The sequence below is a fragment of the Blastococcus carthaginiensis genome, assembly GCF_030731085.1.
GTDB lineage: Bacteria > Actinomycetota > Actinomycetes > Mycobacteriales > Geodermatophilaceae > Blastococcus > Blastococcus carthaginiensis.
In genome coordinates this window covers 81,176-106,788 of the sequence record NZ_JASNFN010000013.1, presented here as the reverse complement: position 1 = coordinate 106,788, position 25,613 = coordinate 81,176, and the positions used below count along the sequence as shown (strand labels likewise).

The following is a 25,613-nucleotide window of genomic DNA, read 5'->3' as shown; positions in this document are numbered from 1 at the left end:
CTCCTCGGTGTGCCTTCTCCGGCGGGTCGCCGGCAGGTGTGGGTGGTGGGCGGGTGGACGGGTGGGTCGGATCAGGGGGTGGAGCCGCTGCCGGGGCGGTCGCCGGCGGGCCCGCCCCGGCCCGAGCGCAGGCGGGACAGCCGGCCCGAGCCGCCGCCGCGCCCCTCGGCCAGCCGCATCTGCAGCAGGACGGCGAGCACGATGATCACGCCCTGCGCGACGGCCTGGATGGAGCTGGACAGGTTGTTGAGCGTGAAGACGTTCTCCAGCGTGGTGAAGATCAGCACGCCCAGGACGGTGCCGACGATCGTGCCGCGGCCGCCGGTGAGCAGGGTGCCCCCGATGACGACGGCGGCGATCACCTCCAGCTCCAGCAGGGTGCCGTGGGTCGAGGTGCCGGTCGTCGTCCGCGCCATCAGCATCACCGCGGCGATGCCGCAGGTGATGCCGGACAGCACGTAGAGCTTCAGGGTGTGCCACTGCACGCGGATGCCGGCCAGCCGGGCGGCCTCGGCGTTGCCGCCGACGGCGAAGGTGTGCCGGCCGAAGGTGGTGCGGTTGAGCAGGACCCAGCCGCCGGCCGACACCAGGGCCCAGATGATCACGAGGGACGGCACGCCCAGGACATCGCCCCCGAAGAAGTCGAGGAAGCCCTCGTTCTGCACGATCTGGGTCCGGCGGTTGGCGATGATCTCGGCCAGACCCCGCGCCGCGGCGAGCATGGCGAGGGTCGCGATGAAGGCGACCAGGCGTCCGTAGGCGATGACGATCCCGTTGACCAGCCCCGCCCCGGCCCCCACCGCGATCGCCGTGAACACCATGACGATCCAGTGGAAGTCCTCGGCCATCTGCTGGGTGGCCAGCGTGGTCGCCCACACCGACGACAACGCGACCAGGGCGCCGACCGACAGGTCGATGCCGCCGCCGATGATCACGAAGGTCATGCCGACGCTGACCACGCCGATGACGGCGGCCAGCCGGAGGATCGTCAGGACGTTGTCGATGTCCACGAACCGTTCCGGTGCGGTGACCGCGCCGACGATGCAGAGCAGGCCGAAGGCCACGACCAGGCCGACCAGGGGCCCCGCCGACCCGGCCATGAAGCCGGGGCGCTTGCCGTTGCCCTCCTCGGGTGCGCGGTCCTTCGACGGCGCGGGTGCGCCCGCTCCCCCGGTCGTCGCGGTGCTGCCGGTCATGCCACGTCCCCTTCGTGCTGCTGTGCGGTGGCCTGGTGCCGGTCGCCGCGCGGGCGCGGGCCGACCGTCCCCTCCATGACGAGGTCGAGCACGGCGTGCTCGTCGAGCGCGTCGGCCGCCTGCTCGGCGACGACGGATCCGTCGGAGATCACCAGCACCCGGTCGGCGAGGCCGAGGACCTCCGGGATCTCGCTGGAGACCACGACGACGGCAACGCCGCGGTCGGCCAGGTCGCGGATCAGCGCGTAGATCTCCGAACGGGCACCGACGTCCACCCCGCGGGTCGGTTCGTCGAGGAGCAGCACCCGGCAGTCGCGCAGCAGCCAGCGGGCGAGCACGACCTTCTGCTGGTTGCCGCCCGAGAGCGTCCGCACCTCGCGGGTCACGTCGGCCGGGCGGACGTCGAGGGACTGGACCTGCTCCCGCGCGGCGTCCTTCTCGCTGCTGCCGGAGAGGAAGCCGCCGCGGGCGAAACGGGCCAGGCTGGCGATGCTGATGTTGCGGTAGACGGCGTCGCCCAGCAGCAGCGCCTGGCTCTTGCGCTCCTCGGGTGCCAGCCCCACCCCGGCCGACACGGCGGCGGCGACGCGGCCCGGGCGCAGCCGCTTCCCCGCCACGGTGACGGTGCCGCCGGTCGCCCTGCGCGCGCCGTAGATCGTCTCGAGGATCTCCGACCGCCCCGACCCGACGAGGCCGGCGAGACCGACCACCTCGCCCGGCCGCACGTCGAAGGACACCCCGCGGAAGGTGCCGTGCAGCTCGAGGTCGCGGACCGAGAGCAGCGGCTCCGCCGCGGTGACCGGGCGGCGGTCGGGGAAGACGTACTCGATGTCGCGGCCGGTCATCAGCTCGATCACCTGGCGGGTGGAGGTGTCGCGCACCGGCAGCCCGGTGGCCACGGTGCGCCCGTCCTTGAGCACGGTGATCCGGTCGCCGACCTCGCGGATCTCCTCCAGCCGGTGCGAGATGTAGACGACCGCGACGCCGTCGCGGGTCAGGTCGCGGATGACCTCGAACAGGTGCTGGACCTCTTCGTTGTCGAGGACGGCCGAGGGCTCGTCCATGACGATCAGCTTCGCGTCCTGGGACAGCGCCCGGGCGATGCTGACCATCTGCTGCGCAGCGGCGGGCAGCGAGCCGACCTCGGCGGTGGGCCGGATCTCCGGGTGGCCGAGTCGGGTCAGCAACTTCTCGGCGGCCTCGTTCGCCGGCGCCGGTCGGGCCAGGCCGAACCGCGAGCGCTCGCGCCCGAGGAAGATGTTGTCGGCCACGGTGAGGCCGGCGACCAGGTCGAGCTCCTGGTAGATGGTGGCGATCCCGTGCTTCATCGCCGTCTGGGGGTTGGTCAGCGCGACCGGCTCACCCCGCCACTCGATCCGCCCGCCGTCGGGCTGGTGCGCCCCGGCCAGCACCTTGATCAGGGTGGACTTCCCCGCGCCGTTCTGGCCGAGCAGGCAGTGCACCTCACCGGCGCGGACGTCGAGGTCGACGCCGTCGAGCGCCCGCACGCCCGGGAAGGTCTTGACGATCCCGTGCATCGCCAGCAGGGGCGCCCCCGCGCCGTCCCTGCTCCGCGCACCCGGTGCACCGGCCACGTCGCCACCTCCGGAGACTTTTGCTCACCACTGACCATTAGTCCGTTGAGGCAGCAACATATGTGCCGGGTCACAAGGGGTCAAGGCGCTGGGCCACGGGTTACCGAACCGAGACGTGCACTCCGTCGGCCTCCGGCCGACACCGCGGCCAACGGCCGCCCCCCACCTGCACGGAGCCGTTGCGTCGCGCCTGCGCGGGACCCTCCGGGCCCCACTCGGCGCGACCGGACGCCTCGATCGCTACGGGCGGGTGGGCGCTACCGCGCCAGGGCCTGGACCGACTCCTCGTCGAGGAACTCCTCGATGGCCATGAGCGCGGCCCCGACCCGGCCGGAGAGGTCGGGCGCCTCGCTCACGGTGATCTCCAGCGCCCGGGCGGCCAGCGGCATGGAGCGCCGGTACACGGCCTCGCGGATACCGGCGAGCAGCGGGACGCCGGCCTGCGCGACGCCGCCGGTCATGACGATGCGGTGCGGGTTGAAGAAGTTGACGAGCGAGGCGAGCACGGTGCCGATCGTGCGCCCGGCACCCCGCACCAGCTCCAGCGCGACACCGTTGCCCTCGGCGGCCAGCCGCACCACCTCACGCACCGTCCCGACGGGCAGGCCGGCCGCGATCGCGTCCCGCAGCAGCGCCCCGCCGCCGGCGATCGCCTCGAGGCAGTTCTCCTGCCCGCACCGGCAGACGACGGTGCGCCCGTCGGGCTGGGCGACGTGGATGTGCCCGATGTCCCCGGCGCTGCCCTGCGCACCCCGGTACACGCGGCCGTCGACGATCACGCCGCAGCCGATGCCGGTGCCGACCTTGACGACGAGCACGTCCTGCGAGGAGCCGGCGACACCGATCTCGCCCAGCGCCATGACGTTGACGTCGTTGTCGACGTAGACCGGGCACTCGTACCGGCCGAAGGCGCTCGGGACCGGGTAGTCGTGCCAGCCCGGCATGATCGGCGGGTGCGACGGCCGGCCGGTCGAGAACTCCACCGGCCCGGGCACGCCGACGCCGACCGCGCAGACGTCACCGGGGGTCAGCCCGACGTCGGCGAGGACCTGCTGGGCCAGCCGGTCCACCTCGGCGAACACGGCACCGGGCCCGTCGGCGATGTCGATCGGGTGCCCCACCGTGCCGAGGATCTGCGCCGAGAGGTCGGTCACGGCGACGTCGACGCTGGTGACCCCCAGGTCGACGGCGAGGACGCAGCCCGCGCGGCTGTTGAACTGCAGCAGCGTCGGGGGGCGGCCACCGGTGCTCCAGCCGCGGCCGCCCTCCTCCAGGAGGTTCGCCGCGATCAGCTGGTCGACGCGCGCGCTGATCGTGTTCCGCGACGCCCCGGTGAGCGCCACGAGGTCCGCGCGGCTGCGCGCACGACCCGTGCGCACGTGGCGCAGCAGCACGCCGGCCGAGGCAGAGGTGGACGCCACGCCGCCATAGTGGCACGTGAGGCGCCCCACCCCGTCGGACGTCGACCGAAGGGAGGAGGGCGCCGACGGCCTCCAGGGTTGACGCCCCGCACACGGGGGCACGCCGGTTGAGCACTGGACCAGCTCCCCGACCGAAGAGGTGTGCACCCATGGGCCTGCCCATCACGCTGTCCGAGATCGCTCCCCGGATCTCCGCCGGCGCCTTCATCCTCAACAGCGGCCTCGGCAAGCGCAGCGCCGACGAGGAGGCCGCAGCCGGAATGCACGGCTTCGCCAGCGGTACCTACCCGTTCCTGGGCAGCGTGCCGCCGCAGCAGTTCGCGAAGGCCTTGTCCACGGCGGAGATCGCCATCGGCGCCGCCCTGCTCACCCCGTTCGTCCCGACCGCCGTCGCGGGTGCCGCGCTCACCGCCTTCTCCGGCGGCCTGCTGGGCCTGTACCTGAAGACGCCGGGCATGCGGAAGGAGGGCAGCCTGGCCCCCACCGAGCAGGGGCTGACGATCGCCAAGGACAGCTGGCTGCTCGGCATCGGCATCGGCCTGCTGGTGCGCGGCACCGTCGACCGCGAGCCGCGGCGGGTGCGCAGGGCGGCGAAGGTCCTCGACAAGGCCAACAGGCGGGCCGCGAAGGCGCGCAAGCGCCTCGACGGCTGAGCCCGCGGGCGTCGACGCCGGGCCGGTTCAGCCGTCGTCGCCGGGCAGGTTCACCAGGCCGACCAGCCGGCGTCGGCGCCCGTCGCCGGGCCGGTTGGCCAGCCGCTGCTGCAGCACCGTGCGCAGGTCGGCCAGGAGCTCGCCGAACTCCTCGTCGGTCACCCAGAGCCCGACCTGGCGGTAGCCGACGCCGTCACGCGCCAGGTCGGGCTCGCCGCGGTCGAGGTAGCGGTCGAAGTCGGCCAGCAGCGAGGCGACGAACGCAGTGAACGCCCGCCGGTGGTCCTCGGCCGACACGGCCGCCAGGTCGTCGGCCGGCACGTTCGCCGCCTCGAGCACGAGGCGGTAGCTGCGCTCGGCCGCCCCCCGGACCTTCCGCTCCCCCACCACCTGCAGCACGCCGGCGTCGGCCAGCACGCCGACGTGCCGGTAGAGCGACGCGACCGGCACGTCGGGCAGCGCCGCCCGCAGCTCTCCGGTGGTGAGCGTGCGGTCCCCCAGGAACGCCTGCACCACGCGGAGCCGGACAGGGTGCAGCAGCAGGTCGACCGAGTTCACGCGCTCACCGTTCTCATTCTTGACTACAGTCTCACGGTTGAGAATAGTGAGGGCATGGCCACGCTGCAACTGACGCCCTCGACCCTGTCGGTCCACCTGACCCCCGGCGAGAAGATCGCCGGGCTCCTGCGCGACGTCGACGTGCCGCGCAGCGCCATCTCGGAGGTGGAAGTGGTGACCGACGCCGTGAGCGCGACCCGCGGGCTGCGCGCCCCCGGGCTGGCGCTCCCCGGCGTCCGGAAGATCGGCACCTGGCGGCGCCCCGGGGAGCGCATGCTGGTCTGCGTCCGGCGGGGGCAGCCCGCCGTGCGCATGCGCCTCGAGGGTCAGCGGTACGACACGCTGCTCGTCGGCGCGGACGACGCCACGGCCGTGGCCGCCTCCCTCCGACGGGCCGGCTGACGTGCGCGACGTCCCGGTCCAGGTGCCCGGCGCCGCCCCGCTCGCCGGCACGCTCACGCTCCCCGACGCCCCGCTGCCGGTACCCGCCGTGCTGCTGGCGTCCGGATCCGGTCCGATCGACCGCGACTCCAACCACCGCCGCGCCCGCTTCGACGTCGCCCGTCAGCTGGCCTCCGCGCTGGCCGGCGCCGGCATCGCCTCGCTGCGCTACGACAAGCGCGGGGTCGGCGGCAGCCCGGGCGACTGGCACGGCGACGGTGCGCGGGCAGGTGGAGACCCATCTCGTCCCCGACCTCACCCACACGCTGCGCCGCCAGCCGGGGGCGGCCGCGCTGGGCGCCTACCGGGAAGAACTCCGCTCCCCCGTCGACGAAGAGCTGTTGGCAACGGTCGTTGAGTGGTCCGCCAAAGCCGTCCAGCCGGACACGTCCCATCCGGACGAGCCACCGCTGACGAACACCTGACGTCCCGGGCGGTAGGAACAGGCGCCGGGACGAGTGGGCGCCGTGTGCAACCGAGCGCACGACGCCGCCGACCCGAGGAGCGCCCATGTCTCGTACGACCCGTTCCCGTCCCGTCGCACGGATGCGCTCGGCCGCCTCCGCCGTCGTACTGGCCGGAGTTCTCGTCGCCGCGTCGGCCTGCGGCGGGTCCACCGACGCCGAGTCGGCGGACCCCGCGGCGACGCAGTCGACTGCCTCGCAGACCCCGGCCCAATCCTCGAGTGAGCCGTCGACCGAGTCCTCGGCGCCGGCCGGTGAGCAGTCGGCGGAGACCGTCGAGGCGCAGCTCGTGGACTTCGCGATCGAGCTCGACGAGGACAGCTTCTCGGCCGGCACCCACGAGTTCGCCGTGTCGAACGAGGGGGACGCGAGCCACGACTTCATCGTCGAGCGCGATGGCGAGGACGTCACCGGGACGTCGATCCTGCAGCCGGGGCAGTCCGAGACCCTCACGGTGGAGCTGGAGCCCGGCACGTACGTCTTCTACTGCTCCGTCGGCAACCACCGGGCGATGGGCATGGAGATCACCATCGAGGTGACGTGATGACCACGGCGACCACCCCCGGCCGGCGCGCGGGGGTCCTGACGTGGGTGCTGCGGCTCGTCGGTGCGGTGCTGCTGGCCGTGATGGGCTGGCTGCACCTGGACCTGTGGCTCGACGGCTACCGCACCATCGACGTGATCGGGCCGGCGTTCGTGCTCAACGCGATCGCGGGGTTCGGGCTGGCGCTGCTGCTCCTGGTCGCGCCCCGGCGGTGGCTGTGGCTCGCGGCGGCGCTCGGCGCCCTGACGGCGCTCGGCACGCTCACCGCGCTGCTGCTGTCCACCACCGTGGGCCTGTTCGGTTTCGTCGAGAGCAGCGCGGCGCCGCTGTGGTGGGAGACGTTCTGGGTGGAGCTGGCGGCGGTCGTCGTCCTGGCGGTGCTCGCCGTCGACGCCCGGCGGCGACCGGCCTGACCGCGCGGGCGGGCGGGGACGTGCCCCGCCCGCCAGCGCGGGAGGTGCTCAGCGGACGCCGAGCAGGTGCTCCATCGCGAGCTGGTCCAGCCGCTCGAACTGCAGGCCGCGGGCACCGAGGGCCTCGGGGTCGTGCGCCTCGCTGCGCAGCGCGTCCAGCGACTCGCCCTCGCCCAGGGTCGGGACGGCGAGCTCGGCCACGCGCGCGGCCTCCAGCGCCTCGGCCACCTCCGGGTCGACCCGGAACGCCTGCACCTTGTCCCGCAGGATCAGGTAGTTGCGCATGCAGGCCCGGGCGGTCTCCCAGACGCCGTCCATGTCCTCGGTCCGCGGCGGCTTGTAGTCGAAGTGCAGGTAGCCGTCGTACGCCTTGCCGGTGCCGGCGCCGAGGAGGGCGTCGACGGTCCAGAAGGCGCCGCGCAGGTTCCCCGCGCCGAAGCGCAGGTCCTGGTCGAAGCGCGGGCCGTGCTGGCCGTTGAGGTCGACGTGGAAGAGCTTGTCGTGCCACAGCGCCTGGGCGATGCCCTGGGCGAAGTTCAGCCCGGCCATCTCCTCGTGCCCGACCTCGGGGTTCAGGCCGACGCGGGAGGGCTCCTCCAGCTCGTTGATGAAGGCGATGGCGTGGCCGATGGTCGGCAGCAGGATGTCGCCGCGCGGCTCGTTCGGCTTGGGCTCCAGGGCGAACCGGATGTCGTAGCCCTTCTCGCGCACGTAGGCGCAGAGGACGTCCAGCCCCTCCTTGTACCGGTCGAGCGCGGCGGCGACGTCCTTGGTGGCACCGGACTCGGCGCCCTCGCGCCCGCCCCAGAGCACGTAGGTCTTCGCGCCCAGCTCGGCGGCGAGGTCGATGTTGCGCAGCACCTTGGCCAGCGCGTAGCGGCGGACGGCGCGGTCGTTGGCGGTGAACCCGCCGTCCTTGAAGACCGGGGCGCCGAAGAGGTTGGTCGTGGCCATCTCCACGCCCACGCCGGTCTCGGCCAGCGCCTTCTTGAACCGCTCCAGCGTCGCCTCGCGGGTGGCGTCGTCGGGCACCAGGTCGTCGTCGTGGAAGGTGACGGCGGCCGCGCCGAGCTCGGCGAGCCGGTGCACGGCCTCGACCGGGTCCAGCGGGGGGCGGACGGCGCCGCCGAAGACGTCGACGCCCTGCCAGCCGACGGTCCACAGACCGAAGCTGAACCTGTCGTCCTTGCGGGGGGTGTAGTCGGTCATGCGGGGATCTCCGTCCGGGTCGATCGGTGGGCTGCGCTGCCCTCGGGAGCCTCCGGCACGCGCCGGCTCGCGCGGTCGTCGGCGGACGAGGAGGTGGGCTGCTCGCCGGTGGCGAGGCTGGTCGCCAGGTCGGGAACCTGGGTGTCGGGGGTGCGGTCGTGCGCCGGGCCGGGCCGCGGGGTCACGGGGCGCCTGCCCCGGCGGGCTCGAGCGAGGGCACCGGCACCAAGGTCGGGTCGTCGAACACCGACTCCAGCGCCACGTGCGCGCCGCCGCGGACGGCGGCGGAGAACCCGAGGGTGGAGAGGACGACGCGCGCGCCGGCCACGCCGGGCCCGAGCACGCGCACCTCCAGCTCGGCCATCAGCGGGTCCATGAGGAACCTGCCCAGCACCGCGAAGTAGCCGCCGAGGATGACCACCCGCGGGTTGAACAGGTTGATCAGCACGGCGGCGCCGGTGCCGAGGGAGGCGCCCACCTGGTGGAGCGCGGCGAGGGTGCGGGCATCGCCGTCCTCGGCCCGGGCGGCGACCTCCGACAGGCGGGCCTCCAGGTCGCGCGCCGGGTCGCCGACCGGGTCGCCGGGGTCGGCGGCCGCGCGGAGCAGGGCGGCCATGCCGACGACGGTCTCCCAGCACCCGCGCCGCCCGCAGCCGCAGACGAGGTCCGGGTCGCCCAGCGAGGTGTGGCCGACCTCGCCGGAGAGCCCGCCGGCACCGCGCAGCAGCCGGCCGGCGACGATCACGCCACCACCGACGCCGACCTCACCGGTCAGGTAGACCAGGTCGGGGGTGCGCGCCTCCGAGCCCATGGCCCACTCCGCGATGGCCGAGAGGTTGGCGTCGTTCTCGACGCGGATCGGGAAGTCGGTCCCCAGGCGGGCGTGCAACCCGTCCAGCACCGCCACGTCGTGCCAGCCGATGTTCGGCGCCAGCGTGACGACGCCGTCGACGCTGCGGACGAGGCCGGCGACCGCCACGGTCAGCCCGGCGGGGCGGGCGCCGGTGGCGGCGGCAGCGGCGACCGCGTCGGACACCAGCACAGCGACGGCGTCCAGGGTCCGCTCGGCGCCGAGCGCGGGCAGGTCGAGGGCGAGCCGCTTCTCGAACAGCACCTCGCCGCGCAGGTCGAGCACCAGCACGGCGGCGTAGTCGACGTTCAGCTCGACGCCGATGCCGCAGACGCAGCCGCCGTCCAGGTGCACCGTCAGCCCGGGGCGACCCACGGAGCCGGCCCGGTCCACCTCGCCGGTGGTGACCAGGCGGCGGTCGGCGAGCTCGGCCACGAGGCTGGAGACCGTCGCCTTGTTCAGGCCGGTCTCCTGGGCGATGCGGGCGCGCGAGCGCGGGCCGTGGTCGCGGAGGTGCCGCAGGACCAGCCCCAGGTTGGTGCGGCGCACCGTGGCCTGATCCGCCGGAGCCCGCCGCTCGGACGACCCGTCGTACAGCGACGGCGCCTCGCCCATGCCCACCCCCTCGAGATTCGTCGGTTGCGCAAACAAATTAGGGGGTCCCCGGTCGGGCGGTCAAGGCGGACCGCCGCCTCCCGCACCACCCTCCAGCGGGCGCCCCCGGGGCGGGCGGCCTAAGGTCCCGTTCCCATGACCCCCGTGCCCGCGCCGCTCCCCGCCGACCGCTCCGCCAGCCAGGGCCCGGAGCAGGTCCGATGACCCTCGTGGCGGGCGTCGACAGCTCGACGCAGGCGTGCAAGGTCGTCGTCCGGGACGCCGGCACCGGTGAGCTGGTCCGCTCGGGTCGGGCGCCGCACCCGGCCGGCACCGAGGTGGACCCCCGCGCGTGGGAGGAGGCGTTCCGCGCCGCGGCGGCCGAGGCGGGCGGGCTCGACGACGTCGCCGCCCTCGCCGTCGGCGGCCAGCAGCACGGGATGGTGTGCCTCGACGAGCAGGGCGAGGTGGTCCGCGACGCGCTGCTGTGGAACGACGTCCGCTCGGCGCCCGCCGCGGCCGAGCTGATCCGGGAACTCGGCGACGGCGACGAGGCCGCCGGCCGCCGCGCCTGGGCCGACGCCGTCGGGCTGGTGCCGGTCGCCTCGTTCACCGCGACGAAGCTGCGCTGGCTGGCCGACGCCGAACCCGCGAACGCCGACCGCACCGCCGCCGTCTGCCTGCCGCACGACTGGCTGACCTGGCGGCTGCAGGCCGACCGCGACCTCGGCACGCTGGTGACCGACCGCGGCGACGCCAGCGGCACCGCCTACTGGTCGGCGCGCACCGGCGAGTACCGCCTCGACCTGCTCGAGCGCGCGCTGCGCGGGCGGCGTCCCGCGGTGCCCCGCGTCGCGGGCCCGGCCGAGCGCGTCGGCAGCCTCGCCGGCGGCCGCGCCGCCCTCGGTCCCGGCACCGGCGACAACGCCGCGGCGGCGCTGGGGCTGACGGCGCGACCGGGCGACGTCGTCGTCTCCATCGGCACCTCCGGGGTCGTCTCCGCGGTGACCCCCACGGCCGTCGCCGACGTCACCGGCACCGTGGCCGGGTTCGCCGACGCCACCGGCAACCACCTCCCGCTGGTGGCCACGCTGAACGCCGCCCGCGTGCTCGACGCCGCCGCCGCGCTGCTCGGGGTCGACCACGCCACCCTCTCCGAGCTGGCGCTCTCCGCCCCCTCCGGCGCCGACGGCCTCGTGCTGGTGCCCTACCTGGAGGGCGAGCGGACGCCGAACCTGCCCGACGCGACCGGCTCGGTGCACGGCCTCACCCTGCGCACGTCCACTCCGGCGCACTGGGCCCGCGCCGCCGTCGAGGGGCTGCTGTGCGGGCTCGCCGACGGCATCGAGGCGGTCGTCGCCCAGGGGGTGGACGTCCAGCGGGTGATGCTCATCGGCGGGGCCGCCCGGTCGGCGGCCGTGCAGCAGCTGGCCCCCGGCATCTTCGGCCGGCCGGTGCTCGTCCCGCCGCCCGGCGAGTACGTCGCCGACGGCGCCGCGCGGCAGGCCGCCTGGGTGCTCTCCGGGGCCGACGCCCCGCCGGAGTGGGCGCAGCCGGGGCTGCAGGAGTTCGACGCCCCGGCGGCCGCGCACGTCCGCGAGCGCTACGCCGAGGTGCGCGGCAGGACGGACGGCCAGTAAGAGGGCCGGGCTCCCCCCACCCGCGACGGAAACCGTTCCGGCAGGTCACCTGGGTCGACCTCGCGGTGCGGCAGGGATGCGCGCGGTGTGCGGCGCGGTGGGCTGCCGCGCGGCGAGGTCGACGCCGGTCAGAGGGTGCGGAGGACCGCGGCGAGCTGGGCGGGGTGGGTCTGCACCGTCATGTGCGCCGCACCCGGCAGCTCGACCAGCCGGCCGTGCGGCGCCGCCCCGGCCACCCGCGCCGCCCAGTCGGCGGGGCAGAGCGCGTCCCGCTTCCCGCGCACCACCACGACCGGCACGGCGACCGCGGCCAGCCGCTCCTCGATGCCGTCGGGCGAGGCAGCCCGCCACAGCGCGCTCATCGCCCGCGGCCCGGTGCGCAGCCACTGCCGCAGGATGAGCGGCACCTGCCACCAGGGCTCGGCGAGGGCGGTGCGCACCCAGCGCGCGGCGAGCACCCGGAACGTGCGCATCCGCGGGTCGGTGGTGGGCCCGCACAGCACGATCCCCGCCACCCGGGCGTCGGTCGCGGCCGCGGCCACCACCTGGCAGCTCTGCGAGTGCCCGACCAGGACCACGGGCCCCTCGGGCAGGGCCGCGACGAGCTGCCGCGCCAGGTCGCCGACCGCCGGCACCGGTGACCGCCGTCCCATGCCGGGCAGGACGACGACGTCGGCCGCAACTTCTCGGCGCAACCTGCGCGAGGAACGTTCATCCAGCCCGAGACCGGGAACGAGAACGACGGACACCGATCGCGGCACCCCGGAGGGTCTACCGGTCCCGCGGCCGACCCGCGAGCCGACCGAGGTCGACGCGCTGTGACGTGCACCTCCCGGGGTGCTCCCGACCGGCACGGGGCCAAGTGGAAGGATGAAACATCATGACGACATCACCAGCGCAGTCGCCCGCCCCGACCGACTCCCCCGGCGGCCGGCCGCGCGTCGTCGTCATCGGCTCCGGTTTCGGCGGCCTGTTCGCCGCGCAGGCGCTGAGGAAGGCCCCGGTCGAGGTCACGCTGATCGGCAAGACCGCCCAGCACCTGTTCCAGCCGCTCCTCTACCAGGTGGCCACCGGCATCCTCTCCGAGGGCGAGATCGCGCCGGCCACCCGCGAGATCCTGCGCCGGCAGAAGAACGCGAGCGTCGTCCTCGGCGAGGTCACCGACATCGACGTCGCCGCCCGCACGGTCACCTCCGAGATCCTCGGCCGGACGCTGGTCCACCCCTACGACGAGCTGATCGTCGCGGCGGGCGCCGGGCAGTCCTACTTCGGCAACGACCAGTTCGCCGAGTTCGCGCCCGGGATGAAGAGCATCGACGACGCCCTCGAGCTCCGCGGCCGGATCTTCGGCGCCTTCGAGCTGGCCGAGATCGCCAAGGACCCGGCCGAGGTCGACCGGCTGCTCACCTTCGTCGTCGTCGGCGCCGGCCCCACCGGGGTGGAGATGGCCGGCCAGATCGCCGAGCTGGCCCGCCGCACCCTGCGCCGGGACTTCCGCAACATCAACCCCACCGGCGCCCGGATCATCCTGCTCGACGCCGCCCCGGCGGTGCTGCCCTCCTTCGGCGAGAAGCTCGGCGAGGCCGCCCGGCGGCAGCTCAACGAGATCGGCGTCGACGTCCAGCTCGGCGCGATGGTCACCGGCGTCGACGCCGACGGCCTCGAGGTCAAGGACTCCGACGGCCAGGTCCGCCGCATCCAGGCGGCGACGAAGATCTGGGCCGCGGGCGTGCAGGCCAGCGAGCTGGGCCGCATCCTCGGCGAGCAGACCGGCGCCGAGGTCGACCGGGCCGGCCGCATCTCGGTGCAGCCCGACCTCACGCTGCCGGGCCACCCGGAGATCCACGTCGTCGGCGACATGATGGCGCTGGGCAAGCTGCCCGGCGTCGCCCAGGTCGCCATCCAGGGCGGGCGCTACGCCGCCGAGGCGATCGAGCGGCGGGCCACCGGCAAGAAGTCGCAGGAGCCGTTCGAGTACTTCGACAAGGGGTCGATGGCCACCATCTCCCGGTTCTCGGCCGTCGCCGACATCTGGAAGTTCAAGTTCAGCGGTTTCACCGCCTGGGTGCTGTGGCTGGTCGTGCACCTGATGTACATCGTCGGCTTCAAGAGCCGCATCACCACGGTGCTGCACTGGATGGTCAGCTTCCTCGGCCGCGGCCGTTCCGAGCGGGTGGCCACCCAGCAGCAGGTCTACGGCCGGCTGGCGCTGGAGCAGCTCGGCCCCCGGTGGGAGGTCTCCAAGACCGGCGGCCCCAAGGATGTCGACCCGGCGGACGAGGACGTCACGCAGCGCGACTCCGCCTGAACCCTGCAGGGGGCACGGTCCACCGGAGGCTCAGGCCGGCCACCAGTCCAGGGCCGCGGCGACGCCGTCGGGCCGGACGACGTGCCCGCCGTCGAACTCGTCGTAGGTGACGTCGTAGCCCGACCGGTCGAACGCCGCCGCCAGCCGGCGGCCGCACCGGTCCACGGGCAGCACCCGGTCACCGGTGCCGTGGGTGATCCACAGCCGTGGCCGCCCGACGTGCCGCGGCGGGTGCGCGAACCCCGGGGAGAAGGCGAGGACCGCGTCGAACAGGTCGCCGTTGGCGAGGCCGAGGGAGAGCGCGTAGGAGGCGCCGTCGGAGAAGCCGGCCACGGCGCACGCCGACACCACGGCGTGCTCGGCGACCTGCTCCAGCGCCGCGTCGAGCACGGCGACGTCGCGGCCCAGCCGGCCGGTGATCAGGTCCCAGGTGGCCCCGCCGGACCGCGGCGCCAGCACCAGCACCCCGCGCTCGGCGGCGGGCGCCTGCACGGCGGCCAGGCTTTGCGCCGGGTTCCCGCCGGCGCCGTGGAAGAAGACCAGCAGGGGGCGCGGGACCGGCGTCCCCGGCGGGACGGCGAGCAGCACCTCCGCGCCCCCGCCGAGGTCGAGCGCGTGCACTCCCGCCGGCCACGCCTCCCCCGGCGGCACCCCCACCGGCCGGCTGCCGAGCCGGCCGGAGTCGTGCCGCGGCCCGGTCACGCGTCGAGAGCGCCGACGGGCACGTGCTCGTCGGCCCGCTCCAGGTGCAGCGGCTGCAGCGGCGTCGTGTCGTCCAGGTACAGGAAGGCGTCGTAGCGCTCCCCCAGGACGGTGGGCACGTAGTTGCCCCACCGCTCCCGCTCGGGCCGGTAGACGACACCGATCGCCCGGTGGTCCAGCCGCCGGTGCAGCCACCCCGGCCGGTCCCCGCGCGGGTGGACGAACAGCGCGTCGTCGCCCAGGGCATCGTGCAGCAGCGCCTCCAGGCTGCCGGCCCGCGCCGGGGGCACGGCCATCCGCTCCATCTGCGTCCCCCACTCCCGGCCCGCGACCACGCCGCCGCGGTACCCCCCGAACCCGACCAGGACGACGTCGTCGACGCCGTGCCGCTCCCGCAGCAGCTGCCCGACGTTGGCCATCCCGGCGTCGGCCATGTCGGTCGCCCGGGCGTCGCCGATGTGCGTGTTGTGCTCCCAGACGACCGCCTTGGGACCGGCATGGTCGAGCAGCCGGTCGAGCGTGTCGGCCATGTGCACGTCGCGGACGTTCCACGACTCCGCGGACCCGCGGACCATCGCCCGGTAGTACCGCTCGGCGCCCACCACCACCGCCGCGTTCTGCTCGGCGGCGAACCGGGCGTCGGCGCCGGTGGCGGCCTCGGCGTCCCCGCGCCGCTCGCACAGCGAGCGCAGCAGGTCCACGGCCGCCTGCTCGCAGGAGGTGGGCGCGAACCGGCTGGCGAAGGCGTACTCGGCGCCGTCCTCGCCGAACGGCTCGAAGCAGGCCAGCGCGCGCTTGGCCTGCTCGACGTGACCGGGCTCGTTCTCGGCCAGCCAGTCGACCAGCTCGTGCATCGAGTTCCAGAGGCTGTAGACGTCGATGCCGTAGAAGCCGACGCGGCTCTCCTCGGGGAGCCCGGCGTTGCGGGCACGCAGCCAGCGGCAGAAGTCGACGACGTCGTCGTTGGCCCACATCCACGTGGGCCAGCGGGCGAAGGCGTCGAGGGCGTCGCGCGGGTCCTCGTCGGCGTCCGGCCGCAGCCGCACGTTGCGATCGACCCGGTAGCAGTCGGGCCAGTCCCCCTCCACGGCCACCAGGCCGAACCCGAGCTCCTCGACCAGCCGCCGGGTCAGCTCCGCCCGCCAGGCGTAGTACTCGTGCGTGCCGTGGCTGGCCTCGCCGATGGCCACGACCCGGGCGTCGCCGATCCGCTCCAGGAGGGGGTCGAGGTCCGCCGGGGTGCGCAGCGGCCGGGCGAGGCCGCGGATCTGCTCGAGCACCGGATCAGTCACGTCCACGTCCCTCCCGGACGATCGAGGCGGCGACCTCCCGCAGGTCGCCGGTGCGCCGCCAGACCGCACGCTGGCGCACCGCGGAGGTACCCCGGGCGAGCAGCCGCTGCACCAGGTCCTGCACCTCGTCGAGCTCCCCGCGGTCGGCCAGGTCGTCGGCGAGCTCGGCCAGCAGCGCCTCCACCGCCGTGCGGGCGTCGACGAGCACCGCGGCGACCGGGTCGAACAACGCCCCGGAGACCCCGTCGCGGGCCGCCCGCCAGCGCGCCGCCCGCAGCAGCTCGGTGCGCGGCTGCTCGAAGGGCTCGTCGCGCTCCGCGCGCGCGGCGAGGACTCGGACCAGGGAGGCCGCGAGCGCGGCGTGCAGCACGGCGTCGTCCAGGTCGGTGCACACGTCGGCCAGCCGGAACTCCACGGTCGGCAGGTGCGACGAGGGCCGCAGGTCCCAGTACAGGTGGGAGGCGTCCTCCACGACGCCGGCGGTGACCAGGCCGTCGACGACCGCGCGGTACCGGTCCGCCGAGCCCAGCGGCTCGGGGATGCCGGTGTGCGGCCAGCGGCCCCACCACAGCGTCCGGTAGCTCTCGTAACCGGTGTCCCCGCCGTCGTGGAACGGTGAGCTGCCGGTGAGCGCGAGCAGCACCGGCAGGTGCACGCGGGCCCGGTCGAGCACCGCGACCGCCGTGTCCAGGTCGGGCACGCCGACGTGCACGTGGCAGCCGCAGATGTCCTGCCGCTGGGCGAGCCCGGCCCACCGCCGCACCATCGCCTCGTACCGCGGCTCCGGGGTGATCACCTGCTCGCGCCAGCCGGCCGACGGGTGCGTCGAGGCCATCAGGAGCTCCACCCCCGCGCCGGCCGCCGCGGCGTGCGCCTCCGCCCGGGTGCCCGCGAGCGCCGTCCGCATCTCCCCGAGCGTCCGGCAGATGCCGGTGGCCGTCTCCAGCTGGGTCGTGGTGATCTCGGCGTGCACCCGCTCGCCCAGCTCGTGCCGCGCCGCGGCGCCGACGAGCTCCGGGCTCGGGGCGAGCGCGAAGGTCCCGGGGTCGACGAGGTGGAACTCCTCCTCCACCCCGACGGTGGCGCCCGCGGCACCCGGACGACCGGCGGTGGACTGCACACGCCCTCCTGTCCCGGGCAGGACCTCTGCGCGCACCGTACGGCCCCGGCGGCGGCGCCGCACCCCGCCGGACGCGCGCGCCAGGACCACCCGGACGGGTCGTTCCCCCCTCCCACGAGGCGCGGTGTCACCCCCGACCCGCAGGATGGAGGGCATCGACCTCGGGGGGAGGACGAGGAGGAACTGGGTGCACACCGGACCACGCACGGCCGCGACCCTGCTGGCGGTGGTCTACGGGATCAGCGGTCTCCTCTGCTGGTTCGGCGCCGCGGCGCCGATGGACGACGCCACCCCCGTCGGGCTGCTGTGGGCGCTCGGTGCGCTCGGGCTGACCGCCGGCGCGGTGCTGCGGTCGACCGCCGGGCGGGTGCCCCCGTGGCTGCTGCACGCCGGCGTCGCCCTGCTCTCCGTGCTCATCGGCGTGCTGGCCTGGCGCTCGGCGACCGCCGTGGGCGTGGTCGGCCTCGGGCCCGCCCTGATCGCGGTGAGCCTGTACGCCGCGCACTTCCTGCCGCTGCCGGCCGCCCGCCTGCACGGCGCCCTCGCCGTGGTCTCCGGCAGCACCGGCGCGTGGGCCGCCGCGCCGTCGAACTTCCTCTCGGCCTGGATCGCCGTCGTCGTGTCCGTGGTCGTGCTGACCGAGGTGCAGGGGCGGCTGGCCCGGCAGCTGCGGCGGGCCGCGGGGACCGACCCGCTCACCGGCGTGGCCAACCGCCGCGCCTGGGAGGAGCAGGCCGCCGGGCATCTGTCGCGGGCGGCGCGCACCGGGGAGCCCCTGACCTTCGCGATCCTGGACCTCGACGACTTCAAGGAGGTCAACGACCGCGACGGGCACCGCGCGGGCGACGACCTCCTCCGCGAGCTGACCGCGGGCTGGCGGCGCCGGCTGCGGCGGGCCGACGTGCTCGGCCGGTACGGGGGCGACGAGTTCGTGCTCTGCCTGCCGGCGACCGACGAGGCCGCCGCGTGGCGGCTCATGCTGGCGCTGGAGGAGACCCACCCGTTCACCTGGACGGCCGGGGTCGCCGCGGCCGCACCCGGGGACGAGCTCGCGACCGTGCTGGCCCGCGCCGACGCGCAGCTCTACCGGCGCAAGCGCAACCGGCTCACCTGACCCACCACCCGGCTCAGCCGCGGCGCCAGTCGTCGCTCTCCAGGTGCGAGCCGGCCATCGGGCCCATCCGCAGCATCCCGCCGTCCACGGCCCAGGAGGCCCCGGTGACGTAGCCGGCGCCCGGCGAGGCGAGGAAGGCGACGACGGCGGCGACCTCGCGGGCGTCGCCGGGCCGGCGCAGCGGCACGCCGGGGCGCTCGTGCCCGGGCGCGGTCGGGTCCTCGTCCTCCTGGCCGGTCATGGGGGTGGCGATCTCCCCGGGGGCGACGGAGTTGACGGTGATCCCGTGCTCGGCCAGCTCCAGGGCGGCGACCTGGCTGAGCAGACCCAGCCCGCCCTTGGCGGCGCAGTAGCCGGCTGCGCCGACGCGGGGCGCGTGCTCGTGCACGCTGGTGATGTTGACGATCCGCCCCCCGTTCCCGGCGGCGACCATGCGCCGCGCGGCCCGCTGCAGGCACAGGAACGCACCGTCGAGGTCGGTGGTCAGCACCTCGCGCCAGGTGGCGAAGTCGAGGTCCAGCAGCGGGGTCGAGTGGCCGGTGCCGGCGTCGTTGACCAGCACGTCGACGCCGCCCAGCGCATCGGCCAGCTCGTCGACGACGTCGGCCGCGGCGGGGAGCCGGGTCAGGTCGAGGTGGCGGACCTCCGCCCGCCGGCCCAGCGCCCGCACCTGCTCCGCGGTCGCCTCGCCGGCGTCCCGGTCGCGGTACCAGGTGATCCCCACGTCGCAGCCTCGCTCGGCCAGGGCGAGCGCGATGGCCCGCCCGATGCCCGACTCCGACCCCGTGACGAGGGCGACCCGCCCACTGCCTTCCGCCATGCCGGCGACGCTAACGATCCCGGAACGGCCGCGCAGCGCGACGGGTTCCACCGCTCCGCCGGGTAGGGGACGGCCGTGCCCGCCACCCGATCCCTGCTCGCCCGGCTCCTGCTCGTGCTCGCCGCCGTCGCGCTGCCCACCACCGGGTGCGTCGTCGTCGACACCTCCTCCCCCGGCACCGGCGCCGGGCCCGCCTCCACGCCCGCGCCCGACCAACCCCCGTCGGCCGAGGACGGCGACGCGGCGGTCCGGATGGCCCGCGCCGTCTTCGAGCGGGTGAACGACGAGCGGGCGGCGCGGGACCTGGCGCCGCTGGAGTGGGACGAGTCGCTGGCGGGCGTGGCCCGCGACTGGAGCGAGCAGATGGCGGGCGAGGGCCGGCTCGAGCACCAGGACATCCGCGGGCTCCTCGGCCGCGAGGAGCTGAGCGGCTTCGCCGGCGTCGGGGAGAACATCTTCACCGCATCGGCGTCGGTCCCGGCCGGGACCGCGCACGTCGGCTGGATGCGGTCGGACGAGCACCGGGTGAACGTGCTGAACCCGGGGTGGAACCGCATCGGCATCGGCTTCCACTGCGCCCCGGACGGCTCGGTGTGGGCGACCCAGGAGTTCGGCCGCACGACCGGTGCCGACCGCCCGGAGCTCAGCCAGGAGACGCCCCCGCAGGAGCCGATCGCCCGCCCGGCCGAGGACGGCCCGTCCTGCTCCTGACGCCGGGACCGGTCAGCGGGCGGCAGCCGCCCGGTCGAACCGCCGCGCCCACTCGGCCAGGAGGGTCCGCAGCTCCGGGGGCGACTCGACGGTGAACCCGGCGCCGACCGTGCCGAGCGCGAACGCGGCCCAGCCCAGCTGGTCGGTCTCCATCCGCACCCGGCAGGCCGCGTCGCCGTCGTCCTCCACGGCGGCCCACGTGCCGATGCGCGACCGGACCACCGCGGCGGGAGCGGCCACGTGCGCCTCGACGGCGTACGACCCGGCCCGCACGTCGGTGCCGGCGCGGACGAACGCCTCGGGGCTCTCGGCCGGCAGCCGGCGCGGCGCGAAGCGGGCCCCGGTCGGGCGCGGGCCGGTCAGCCGGTCGAGGCGGAAACTGCGCCAGTCCCCCCGCCCCGTGTCGTGGGCGACCAGGTACCAGCGGCGGCCCAGCGCCACCAGGGCCGAGGGCTCGACCAGCCGCTCGGTGCGTGCACCGGAGGCGTCGGTGTAGCCGAAGGCGAGCCGCTCGGTGTCCCGGCAGGCCTCGGCGACCGTGGTCAGCACCTGCGGGTCGACCACCGGCCCGCTGCCCCACGTCCCCCGGGTGGTCACGCTGACGAGCGCCTCGGCCCGGCGCCGCAGCCGCGCCGGCAGCACCTGGACCACCTTGGTGAGGGCCCGTACCGACGCCTCACCCGTGCCCGCGACCGCGGTCTGCGCGGCCGCCTGCAGCCCGACGGTCAGCGCGACGGCTTCCTCGTCGTCGAGGACCAGCGGCGGCAGCACCGCACCGGGTGCCAGCCGGTATCCGCCGTCCACACCCGGCCGGGCCTCCACCGGGTAGCCGATCTCGCGCAACCGGTCCACGTCCCGCCGCAGGGTGCGCAACGAGACGCCGAGCCGGTCGGCGAGGTCGGCGCCGGACCACTGGCGCCGGGTCTGCAGCAGCGAGAGGAGGCGGAGCGTCCGGTTCCCGGTGTCGGCCACGGGAGCAGATGCTCCCCCATCGCGGCCAGGAGCTGGCACCGATACCTCCTAGCGTCGTCCGTGACGGCTCTCCCCCGACGGAAAGGCATCCCGATGACCGACAGCACCCTCAGCCCCGAGCGCGCCGACCTGCTCGAGACGCTGGCCGTGCACCGCTGGTTCCTGCGCCACACCGTGCAGGGGCTCACCGACGAGCAGGCCCGGCAGCGGACCACCGCCGGCGAGCTGACCCTCGGCGGGCTGGTCAAGCACGTGGCCGCCACCGAGGCGGGCTGGGTGCGCTTCATCCTCGAGGGCACCGAGGCGATGGCCCCGCCGAGCGACACCGCCGGGGCGGACCGGTGGACCGACGGCTTCCGGCTGCTCCCCGGCGAGACGCTCGCCGGCGTGCTCGCCGGCTACGACGACGTCGCCCGGCGCACCGACGACCTGGTGCGCACCCTGCCCGACCTCGACGTCGCGCACCCGCTGCCCGAGGCGCCGTGGTTCCCGCCGGGCGCCACCCGTTCGGCCCGGCGGGTGTTCCTCCACATCATCGCCGAGACCGCCCAGCACGCGGGCCACGCCGACATCCTGCGGGAGTCCCTCGACGGCCAGAAGACCATGGGGTGAGGCCAGGGGGGCGGTCAGTCCCCGCCGAGCTCGCGGAGCCGGGCCACGGCGCGGTCGTGGGCCTCGGCCGCCTCGGCGGCGTCCCGCTCGGCCCCGGCCCGCCGGCGCTCCTCGCGCCGGAGCGCCGCCGCCGCGTCCCCCGCCTGCCGCTCGGCCCCGGCCAGCTCGTCGGCCAGTTCGTCGACGCGGGCCCGGAGCTCCTGCTCACGGGTGGCCAGCTCCTCGGTGGCGCGGCGGTGCTCCTCCAGCACCTCCTCCGCGTCGCGGGCGGCCGCCTCCGCCCGGTCCGCCGCCTCCCGTGCGGCGGCCAGCGCCCGCTGCCGCTTCTCCTCGGCGGCCCGGCGGCGCTCCTCCTGCTCGCGCGCCCGCCGGTCGGCCGCCGACTCCCCGGTCTGCTCCCGCGTGCCGCGTGCCGGCGGCCGCGCGGGCCTCTCCGCGGGCTGCGGGCGCGGCGGGTGGACCAGCCGCAGGTCGGGCCGGGTGACCGTCGTCCCCATGCCGCTGTAGGACATCGGCGAGGTGAGCCGGCCGGTGAGCAGCTCCCGGCCCGCCTCGGGGTCGGACATCGCGGCCCGCAGCGTCTCCTCGACCTGCGTCGCCACCGCCGTGCTCACCGGGTGGCCCGAAGCGTGCGCCAGCGCCCGCGCCTGGCGGGTCAGGGCGGTGAGCAGCTGGCGCCGCTGCACGTCGAGCGCGCGCAGCTGGTCACCCGCGAGGCCCTCCTGCGCCTCCCGGAGCAGGTCGCCGAGCTCGACGAGGCCCTCGATCTCGGCGCGCTGCTCGCGCACCAGCAGGTTGCACGCCCAGGCGGCGGCCGACGCCTTGGGCAGCGCACCGATCTCCTTGGCCAGCGCCTTGTCACCGGCGGCCTTCGCCTCGTCCTGGCGGGTCTTCCGCAGGGCGACGAACTCCTCGGGCGGGACGGCGTACAGCTCGTCGGCCACCTCGTCGAGATCCACGCCCGGCATCCTGCCCTCCCCGCTGTTGATCAGGTCACCTGATCGACAAGGGTCCTGGCTCACGGTCGGTGCTGAGCCAGGACCCCGAGCGGTGAGCCAGGACCGGCGGGGAGTCCGCCCGGCCGGGCCGGGTCAGCAGCAGGCGGCGGCCGGCTGTGCATCCGTCCGGCAGCAGCTGCCGTCGCCGGCGACCTCCGCCAGCTCCGGCTCGGTGCGGCCCTCCAGGTCGGGGCGCGCGTCCGCCTTCACGGTGTAGACCTCCCACGGCTCGCCGCCCGGCCCGGTCACCCACACCTTGTCCTGCACGGCGTAGCAGCAGGTCGTGCCCTCCTCGGGCCGGGTGGCCAGCCCGGCGTCGGCGAGCCGCCCGGTCGCGGCGGCGACCTCCTCGGTCGAGGCGACCTCGACGCCGAGGTGGTCCAGGCGCGTGGGCTGCCCCGCGCCGCCCTCCAGCAGCACCAGCTTCAGCGGCGGCTCGGCGACGGCGAAGTTGGCGTACCCCGGCCGCCGCTTGGCGGGAACGGTGCCGAAGAGCCGTGAGTAGAAGTCGACGGCGGCGTCGAGGTCGGCGACGCGGAGGGCGAGCTGGACACGGGACACGGGGAACCTCCTGTGGGCAAGACATCGACAGACGTCGATGTATGAATCGAGAATGAACACCTCCATCGACACTTGTCAATACGATGCGCGTCGTTACGATGGCGGTCGACGTCCGATGGAGGAGCACCGATGAGCGAGCCCGCCCTGGCCTGCTGCACCCCGCTGTCCGGTACGGCGATGTCCGCCGACCAGGCCGAGCAGGTCGCTCCGCTGCTCAAGGCGCTGGCCGACCCCGTGCGGCTCCGGCTGGTCAGCCTGATCGCCTCCAGCGCGAGCGGCGAGGCCTGCGTGTGCGACCTGAACGACGCCTTCGACCTGACCCAGGCCACGATCAGCCACCACCTCAAGGTGCTGCACTCCGCCGGGCTCCTCGACCGGGAGAAGCGCGGGGTGTGGGTCTACTACGCCGTCCGCCCCGCCGCGCTGCGCGCCGTCGCCGGCCTCTTCGACACCGCGGTGCCCGCATGAGCGACGCCGTCCGGGAGACCGCGCGCACCGACGTCGCGGCCGACGCGCCCGTCCTGCAGAAGCTCTCGACCCTCGACCGGTTCCTGCCCGTCTGGATCATCGCGGCGATGGCGCTCGGGTTGGCGCTGGGCCGCTGGGTGCCCGGCCTGGACGACGCCCTGTCGGCGGTCGAGGTGGGCGACGTCAGCCTGCCCATCGCCGTCGGGCTGCTGCTGATGATGTACCCCGTGCTGGCCAAGGTCCGGTACTCCGAGCTGGACCGGGTCACCGGCGACCGGCGGCTCCTCGGCGCGAGCCTGGCGCTCAACTGGCTGCTCGGCCCGGCGCTCATGTTCGCCCTGGCCTGGCTGCTGCTGCCCGACCTCCCCGAGTACCGGACCGGCCTGATCATCGTGGGTCTGGCCCGCTGCATCGCGATGGTGCTGATCTGGAACGACCTGTCCTGCGGCGACCGCGAGGCGGCCGCCGTCCTCGTCGCGATCAACTCCGTGTTCCAGATCCTCGCCTTCGCCGCGCTGGGCTGGTTCTACCTCCAGGTGCTGCCCGGCTGGCTGGGGCTGTCGACGACGTCGGCGGAGTTCAGCGTCTGGGCGATCGTGCTGTCGGTGCTCGTGTTCCTCGGCATCCCGCTGCTGGCCGGCTTCCTCACCCGGACCGTCGGCGAGCGGCGCAAGGGGCGCGCCTGGTACGAGGCCGCGTTCCTGCCGCGCATCGGCCCGGTCGCCCTCTACGGACTGCTGTTCACGATCGTGATGCTGTTCGCGCTGCAGGGCGACGCGATCACCTCCCGGCCCTGGGACGTCGCGCGCATCGCCCTGCCGCTGCTGGCCTACTTCGTCCTCATGTTCGGCGGCTCGTTCATGCTGGGCATGCGGCTGGGCCTGGGCTACGCGAAAACGGCGACGCTCGCGTTCACCGCGGCCGGCAACAACTTCGAGCTCGCCATCGCCGTCGCCATCGGCACCTTCGGCGTCACCAGCGGGCAGGCGCTCGCCGGCGTCGTGGGCCCGCTCATCGAGGTGCCGGTGCTGGTGGCGCTGGTCTACGTCTCGCTGTGGGCCGCCCGCCGCTGGTTCCCCGGCGACCCGACCGTCCCCACGACCGCCAGGAGCACCCGGTGACCGCCACCGTCCTCTTCGTCTGCGTGCACAACGCCGGCCGCTCGCAGATGGCCGCCGGGTGGCTGCGCCACCTCGGCGGCGACGCCGTCGAGGTGCGCTCGGCCGGGTCCCTGCCCGGCGACCAGGTCAACCCGGCCGCGGTCCAGGCCATGGCCGAGGTCGGCATCGACATCTCCGACCAGCGCCCCAAGGTGCTCACTCCCGAGGCCGTCGAGGCCTCCGACGTGGTGATCACGATGGGCTGCGGCGACGCCTGCCCGGTCTTCCCCGGGAAGCGCTACCTCGACTGGCCGCTGGCGGACCCGGCCGGACAGGGCGTCGAGGCGGTGCGGCCGATCCGCGACGAGATCGAGCGGCGCATCCGCGAGCTCCTGGCCGAGCTCGAGGTCAGCCCTCGCGCCTGAGCACGAAGAAGAACGGGTCGGGCAGGCCGCGCAGGTCCATGAGCCCGAGGACGGTGCGGCCGTCCACCCGGCGGAAGACGTCGATGATCGGCAGCCGGTCGTAGACCATCGCCGCGGTGACGACGCCGCGGTGCTCGATCATCCGCAGCCGGGCCTTCGGTCGGGTGGTCGTCAGCAGCGGGCGGGCGGCGGCGAACGCGGCCAGGGCCGCCCGCGAGTGAGCCAGCCGGGGCGCGCGGCGCAGCACACCCACCGGCAGGAACGCCGGGTCGACCGGCCGCGGCCCGGACGCCGTCTCGAACAGCAGCGGGTGCACGGTCTCGGCGTCGAGGAACTCCTTGCCCCACCAGCCGTAGGACTCCAGCAGCCCGTCCAGCGGCGACCCGGTGGGCAGCTCGCTACCGCGCCACCGGCCGAGCATCTCCTCGACCGGCTGCGGCCGGAAGACGTCGAAGAAGGCGAACGCCTCGTCCGGTGGCACGAAGTGCCGGTGATCGGCCAGCCACTTGCCGCCGCTGATGAACTGCAGCGTCATGCCACCGGGCGCTCGAAGGTGACCAGGACGCCGTCGACGCCGCCGGGACCGATGCGGCCCTTCACCTCGACCGAGGTGATCGCCTTGAGCTGCCAGCCGGAGCGGGCGTGCTCGTTCAGGACCTTCTCCAGCTTGCCGCCGGACATCTTGCCGCCGATGAGACCCTCCCGGATCTCCTCGACCTTGTACTCGTAGCGCGCGGCAGCCATGGGTCGCCCGTCCTCTCGGCCTGCTCCGGTCGGTCACCCGCCAGCCTGCCGCGAGAGGGCACGCGCGTCGAGACGGACGCTCCCGGCT

30 protein-coding genes are annotated in these 25,613 nt (G+C 75.0%); 13 read left to right on the top strand and 17 right to left on the bottom strand.

The window, feature by feature from the left end; translation table 11 throughout:
• Positions 1-71: 71 nt before the first annotated feature.
• The 3 genes from QOZ88_RS12860 to QOZ88_RS12850 form a co-directional block, all read right to left on the bottom strand.
• Complete coding sequence (locus tag QOZ88_RS12860; RefSeq protein ID WP_306000151.1) at positions 72-1,196, bottom strand: ABC transporter permease; 1,125 nt, start codon at positions 1,194-1,196, stop codon at positions 72-74.
• The gene (locus tag QOZ88_RS12855) at positions 1,193-2,791 is read right to left on the bottom strand and encodes a sugar ABC transporter ATP-binding protein (RefSeq protein WP_306000150.1); all 1,599 of its coding nucleotides are present in this window, start codon (positions 2,789-2,791) and stop codon (positions 1,193-1,195) included. Before QOZ88_RS12855 ends, QOZ88_RS12860 begins: the two co-directional genes overlap by 4 nt.
• A 257-nt stretch (positions 2,792-3,048) precedes the next feature.
• Positions 3,049-4,212 carry an ROK family protein gene (locus QOZ88_RS12850; RefSeq protein ID WP_306000149.1) on the bottom strand — a complete coding sequence of 388 codons (1,164 nt, stop codon included), beginning with the start codon at positions 4,210-4,212 and terminating at the stop codon, positions 3,049-3,051.
• Between the two features lie 149 nt (positions 4,213-4,361).
• On the opposite strand from QOZ88_RS12850, the gene QOZ88_RS12845 reads away from it, so the two are divergent.
• Positions 4,362-4,865: a hypothetical protein gene (locus QOZ88_RS12845; protein WP_306000148.1), complete on the top strand. Its 504-nt coding sequence runs from the start codon at positions 4,362-4,364 to the stop codon at positions 4,863-4,865.
• A 27-nt stretch (positions 4,866-4,892) separates the two neighbouring features.
• Here the strand turns inward: QOZ88_RS12845 and QOZ88_RS12840 are convergent, their stop codons facing one another.
• Complete coding sequence (locus QOZ88_RS12840) at positions 4,893-5,423, bottom strand: helix-turn-helix domain-containing protein (RefSeq protein WP_306000147.1); 531 nt, start codon at positions 5,421-5,423, stop codon at positions 4,893-4,895.
• A gap of 54 nt (positions 5,424-5,477) precedes the next feature.
• On the opposite strand from QOZ88_RS12840, the gene QOZ88_RS12835 reads away from it, so the two are divergent.
• The 4 genes from QOZ88_RS12835 to QOZ88_RS12820 all read left to right on the top strand — a co-directional run bounded on the left by QOZ88_RS12835 (position 5,478) and on the right by QOZ88_RS12820 (position 7,285).
• Positions 5,478-5,825, top strand: a complete 348-nt coding sequence (locus tag QOZ88_RS12835) for a hypothetical protein (protein ID WP_306000146.1) — start codon at positions 5,478-5,480, stop codon at positions 5,823-5,825.
• A 269-nt stretch (positions 5,826-6,094) separates the two neighbouring features.
• Entirely contained in the window at positions 6,095-6,289 is a 195-nt protein-coding gene (locus QOZ88_RS12830; RefSeq protein WP_306000145.1) for a hypothetical protein, read from the top strand.
• 85 nt (positions 6,290-6,374) lie between these two features.
• Positions 6,375-6,872: a plastocyanin/azurin family copper-binding protein gene (locus QOZ88_RS12825; RefSeq protein WP_306000144.1), complete on the top strand. Its 498-nt coding sequence runs from the start codon at positions 6,375-6,377 to the stop codon at positions 6,870-6,872.
• Positions 6,872-7,285 carry a hypothetical protein gene (locus tag QOZ88_RS12820; protein WP_306000143.1) on the top strand — a complete coding sequence of 138 codons (414 nt, stop codon included), beginning with the start codon at positions 6,872-6,874 and terminating at the stop codon, positions 7,283-7,285. The genes QOZ88_RS12825 and QOZ88_RS12820 overlap by 1 nt, the downstream gene beginning before the upstream one ends.
• Positions 7,286-7,333: 48 nt before the next feature.
• Here the strand turns inward: QOZ88_RS12820 and xylA are convergent, their stop codons facing one another.
• The 3 genes from xylA to QOZ88_RS12805 are packed head-to-tail and all read right to left on the bottom strand — an operon-like array spanning position 7,334 to position 9,959.
• On the bottom strand, positions 7,334-8,494 hold the full coding sequence (gene xylA, locus QOZ88_RS12815) for a xylose isomerase (RefSeq protein WP_306000142.1): 1,161 nt from the start codon (positions 8,492-8,494) through the stop codon (positions 7,334-7,336).
• Positions 8,491-8,679 (bottom strand): hypothetical protein, encoded by a 189-nt coding sequence (locus QOZ88_RS12810; protein ID WP_306000141.1) that lies wholly within the window; start codon positions 8,677-8,679, stop codon positions 8,491-8,493. The genes xylA and QOZ88_RS12810 overlap by 4 nt, the downstream gene beginning before the upstream one ends.
• Complete coding sequence (locus tag QOZ88_RS12805) at positions 8,676-9,959, bottom strand: ROK family transcriptional regulator (protein WP_306000140.1); 1,284 nt, start codon at positions 9,957-9,959, stop codon at positions 8,676-8,678. Before QOZ88_RS12805 ends, QOZ88_RS12810 begins: the two co-directional genes overlap by 4 nt.
• A 200-nt stretch (positions 9,960-10,159) precedes the next feature.
• Here QOZ88_RS12805 and QOZ88_RS12800 point away from each other — a divergent pair, with 200 nt between their 5' ends.
• Positions 10,160-11,578 (top strand): xylulokinase, encoded by a 1,419-nt coding sequence (locus tag QOZ88_RS12800; protein WP_306000139.1) that lies wholly within the window; start codon positions 10,160-10,162, stop codon positions 11,576-11,578.
• A gap of 128 nt (positions 11,579-11,706) precedes the next feature.
• On the opposite strand, the gene QOZ88_RS12795 is transcribed toward QOZ88_RS12800, so the two are convergent.
• Positions 11,707-12,327 carry an alpha/beta fold hydrolase gene (locus QOZ88_RS12795; protein ID WP_306000138.1) on the bottom strand — a complete coding sequence of 207 codons (621 nt, stop codon included), beginning with the start codon at positions 12,325-12,327 and terminating at the stop codon, positions 11,707-11,709.
• A gap of 131 nt (positions 12,328-12,458) precedes the next feature.
• On the opposite strand from QOZ88_RS12795, the gene QOZ88_RS12790 reads away from it, so the two are divergent.
• Positions 12,459-13,886 carry an NAD(P)/FAD-dependent oxidoreductase gene (locus QOZ88_RS12790; RefSeq protein ID WP_306000137.1) on the top strand — a complete coding sequence of 476 codons (1,428 nt, stop codon included), beginning with the start codon at positions 12,459-12,461 and terminating at the stop codon, positions 13,884-13,886.
• Between the two features lie 30 nt (positions 13,887-13,916).
• On the opposite strand, the gene QOZ88_RS12785 is transcribed toward QOZ88_RS12790, so the two are convergent.
• From QOZ88_RS12785 to QOZ88_RS12775, 3 genes are read right to left on the bottom strand one after another with little or no spacing between them, the layout of a single operon-like run.
• Positions 13,917-14,588 carry an alpha/beta hydrolase gene (locus tag QOZ88_RS12785; protein WP_306000136.1) on the bottom strand — a complete coding sequence of 224 codons (672 nt, stop codon included), beginning with the start codon at positions 14,586-14,588 and terminating at the stop codon, positions 13,917-13,919.
• Positions 14,585-15,880, bottom strand: a complete 1,296-nt coding sequence (locus QOZ88_RS12780) for an erythromycin esterase family protein (protein WP_306000135.1) — start codon at positions 15,878-15,880, stop codon at positions 14,585-14,587. The genes QOZ88_RS12785 and QOZ88_RS12780 overlap by 4 nt, the downstream gene beginning before the upstream one ends.
• Positions 15,873-17,000 (bottom strand): carboxylate-amine ligase, encoded by a 1,128-nt coding sequence (locus QOZ88_RS12775; protein ID WP_306000134.1) that lies wholly within the window; start codon positions 16,998-17,000, stop codon positions 15,873-15,875. The genes QOZ88_RS12780 and QOZ88_RS12775 overlap by 8 nt, the downstream gene beginning before the upstream one ends.
• Before the next feature lie 187 nt (positions 17,001-17,187).
• Between QOZ88_RS12775 and QOZ88_RS12770 the strand changes: the two genes are divergently transcribed.
• Entirely contained in the window at positions 17,188-18,114 is a 927-nt protein-coding gene (locus tag QOZ88_RS12770; RefSeq protein WP_306000133.1) for a GGDEF domain-containing protein, read from the top strand.
• 13 nt (positions 18,115-18,127) lie between these two features.
• On the opposite strand, the gene QOZ88_RS12765 is transcribed toward QOZ88_RS12770, so the two are convergent.
• Positions 18,128-18,934, bottom strand: a complete 807-nt coding sequence (locus tag QOZ88_RS12765; RefSeq protein WP_306000132.1) for an SDR family oxidoreductase — start codon at positions 18,932-18,934, stop codon at positions 18,128-18,130.
• Between the two features lie 75 nt (positions 18,935-19,009).
• Here QOZ88_RS12765 and QOZ88_RS12760 point away from each other — a divergent pair, with 75 nt between their 5' ends.
• Positions 19,010-19,645: a CAP domain-containing protein gene (locus tag QOZ88_RS12760; RefSeq protein ID WP_306000131.1), complete on the top strand. Its 636-nt coding sequence runs from the start codon at positions 19,010-19,012 to the stop codon at positions 19,643-19,645.
• Between the two features lie 12 nt (positions 19,646-19,657).
• Here the strand turns inward: QOZ88_RS12760 and QOZ88_RS12755 are convergent, their stop codons facing one another.
• On the bottom strand, positions 19,658-20,617 hold the full coding sequence (locus tag QOZ88_RS12755) for a helix-turn-helix transcriptional regulator (protein ID WP_306000130.1): 960 nt from the start codon (positions 20,615-20,617) through the stop codon (positions 19,658-19,660).
• 93 nt (positions 20,618-20,710) lie between these two features.
• On the opposite strand from QOZ88_RS12755, the gene QOZ88_RS12750 reads away from it, so the two are divergent.
• A complete protein-coding gene (locus QOZ88_RS12750) occupies positions 20,711-21,229 on the top strand; it encodes a DinB family protein (RefSeq protein WP_306000129.1) in 519 nt (172 codons plus the stop codon).
• Between the two features lie 14 nt (positions 21,230-21,243).
• Here QOZ88_RS12750 and QOZ88_RS12745 read toward each other — a convergent pair whose 3' ends face one another.
• Positions 21,244-22,188: a hypothetical protein gene (locus QOZ88_RS12745; protein WP_306000128.1), complete on the bottom strand. Its 945-nt coding sequence runs from the start codon at positions 22,186-22,188 to the stop codon at positions 21,244-21,246.
• Positions 22,189-22,320: 132 nt separating this feature from the next.
• Complete coding sequence (locus QOZ88_RS12740; RefSeq protein WP_306000127.1) at positions 22,321-22,788, bottom strand: ArsI/CadI family heavy metal resistance metalloenzyme; 468 nt, start codon at positions 22,786-22,788, stop codon at positions 22,321-22,323.
• Between the two features lie 129 nt (positions 22,789-22,917).
• Between QOZ88_RS12740 and QOZ88_RS12735 the strand changes: the two genes are divergently transcribed.
• The 3 genes from QOZ88_RS12735 to QOZ88_RS12725 are packed head-to-tail and all read left to right on the top strand — an operon-like array spanning position 22,918 to position 24,781.
• The gene (locus QOZ88_RS12735) at positions 22,918-23,256 is read left to right on the top strand and encodes a metalloregulator ArsR/SmtB family transcription factor (RefSeq protein ID WP_306000126.1); all 339 of its coding nucleotides are present in this window, start codon (positions 22,918-22,920) and stop codon (positions 23,254-23,256) included.
• A complete protein-coding gene (gene arsB / locus QOZ88_RS12730; protein ID WP_306000125.1) occupies positions 23,253-24,377 on the top strand; it encodes an ACR3 family arsenite efflux transporter in 1,125 nt (374 codons plus the stop codon). The genes QOZ88_RS12735 and arsB overlap by 4 nt, the downstream gene beginning before the upstream one ends.
• Positions 24,374-24,781 (top strand): arsenate reductase ArsC, encoded by a 408-nt coding sequence (locus QOZ88_RS12725; RefSeq protein WP_306000124.1) that lies wholly within the window; start codon positions 24,374-24,376, stop codon positions 24,779-24,781. The genes arsB and QOZ88_RS12725 overlap by 4 nt, the downstream gene beginning before the upstream one ends.
• On the opposite strand, the gene QOZ88_RS12720 is transcribed toward QOZ88_RS12725, so the two are convergent.
• Both QOZ88_RS12720 and QOZ88_RS12715 read right to left on the bottom strand, forming a co-directional pair.
• Positions 24,765-25,316 carry a DUF4334 domain-containing protein gene (locus QOZ88_RS12720; protein WP_306000123.1) on the bottom strand — a complete coding sequence of 184 codons (552 nt, stop codon included), beginning with the start codon at positions 25,314-25,316 and terminating at the stop codon, positions 24,765-24,767. The two genes, QOZ88_RS12725 and QOZ88_RS12720, sit on opposite strands and share 17 nt — an antisense overlap.
• Entirely contained in the window at positions 25,313-25,525 is a 213-nt protein-coding gene (locus QOZ88_RS12715; protein WP_091930363.1) for a DUF4177 domain-containing protein, read from the bottom strand. The genes QOZ88_RS12720 and QOZ88_RS12715 overlap by 4 nt, the downstream gene beginning before the upstream one ends.
• Positions 25,526-25,613 lie beyond the last annotated feature (88 nt).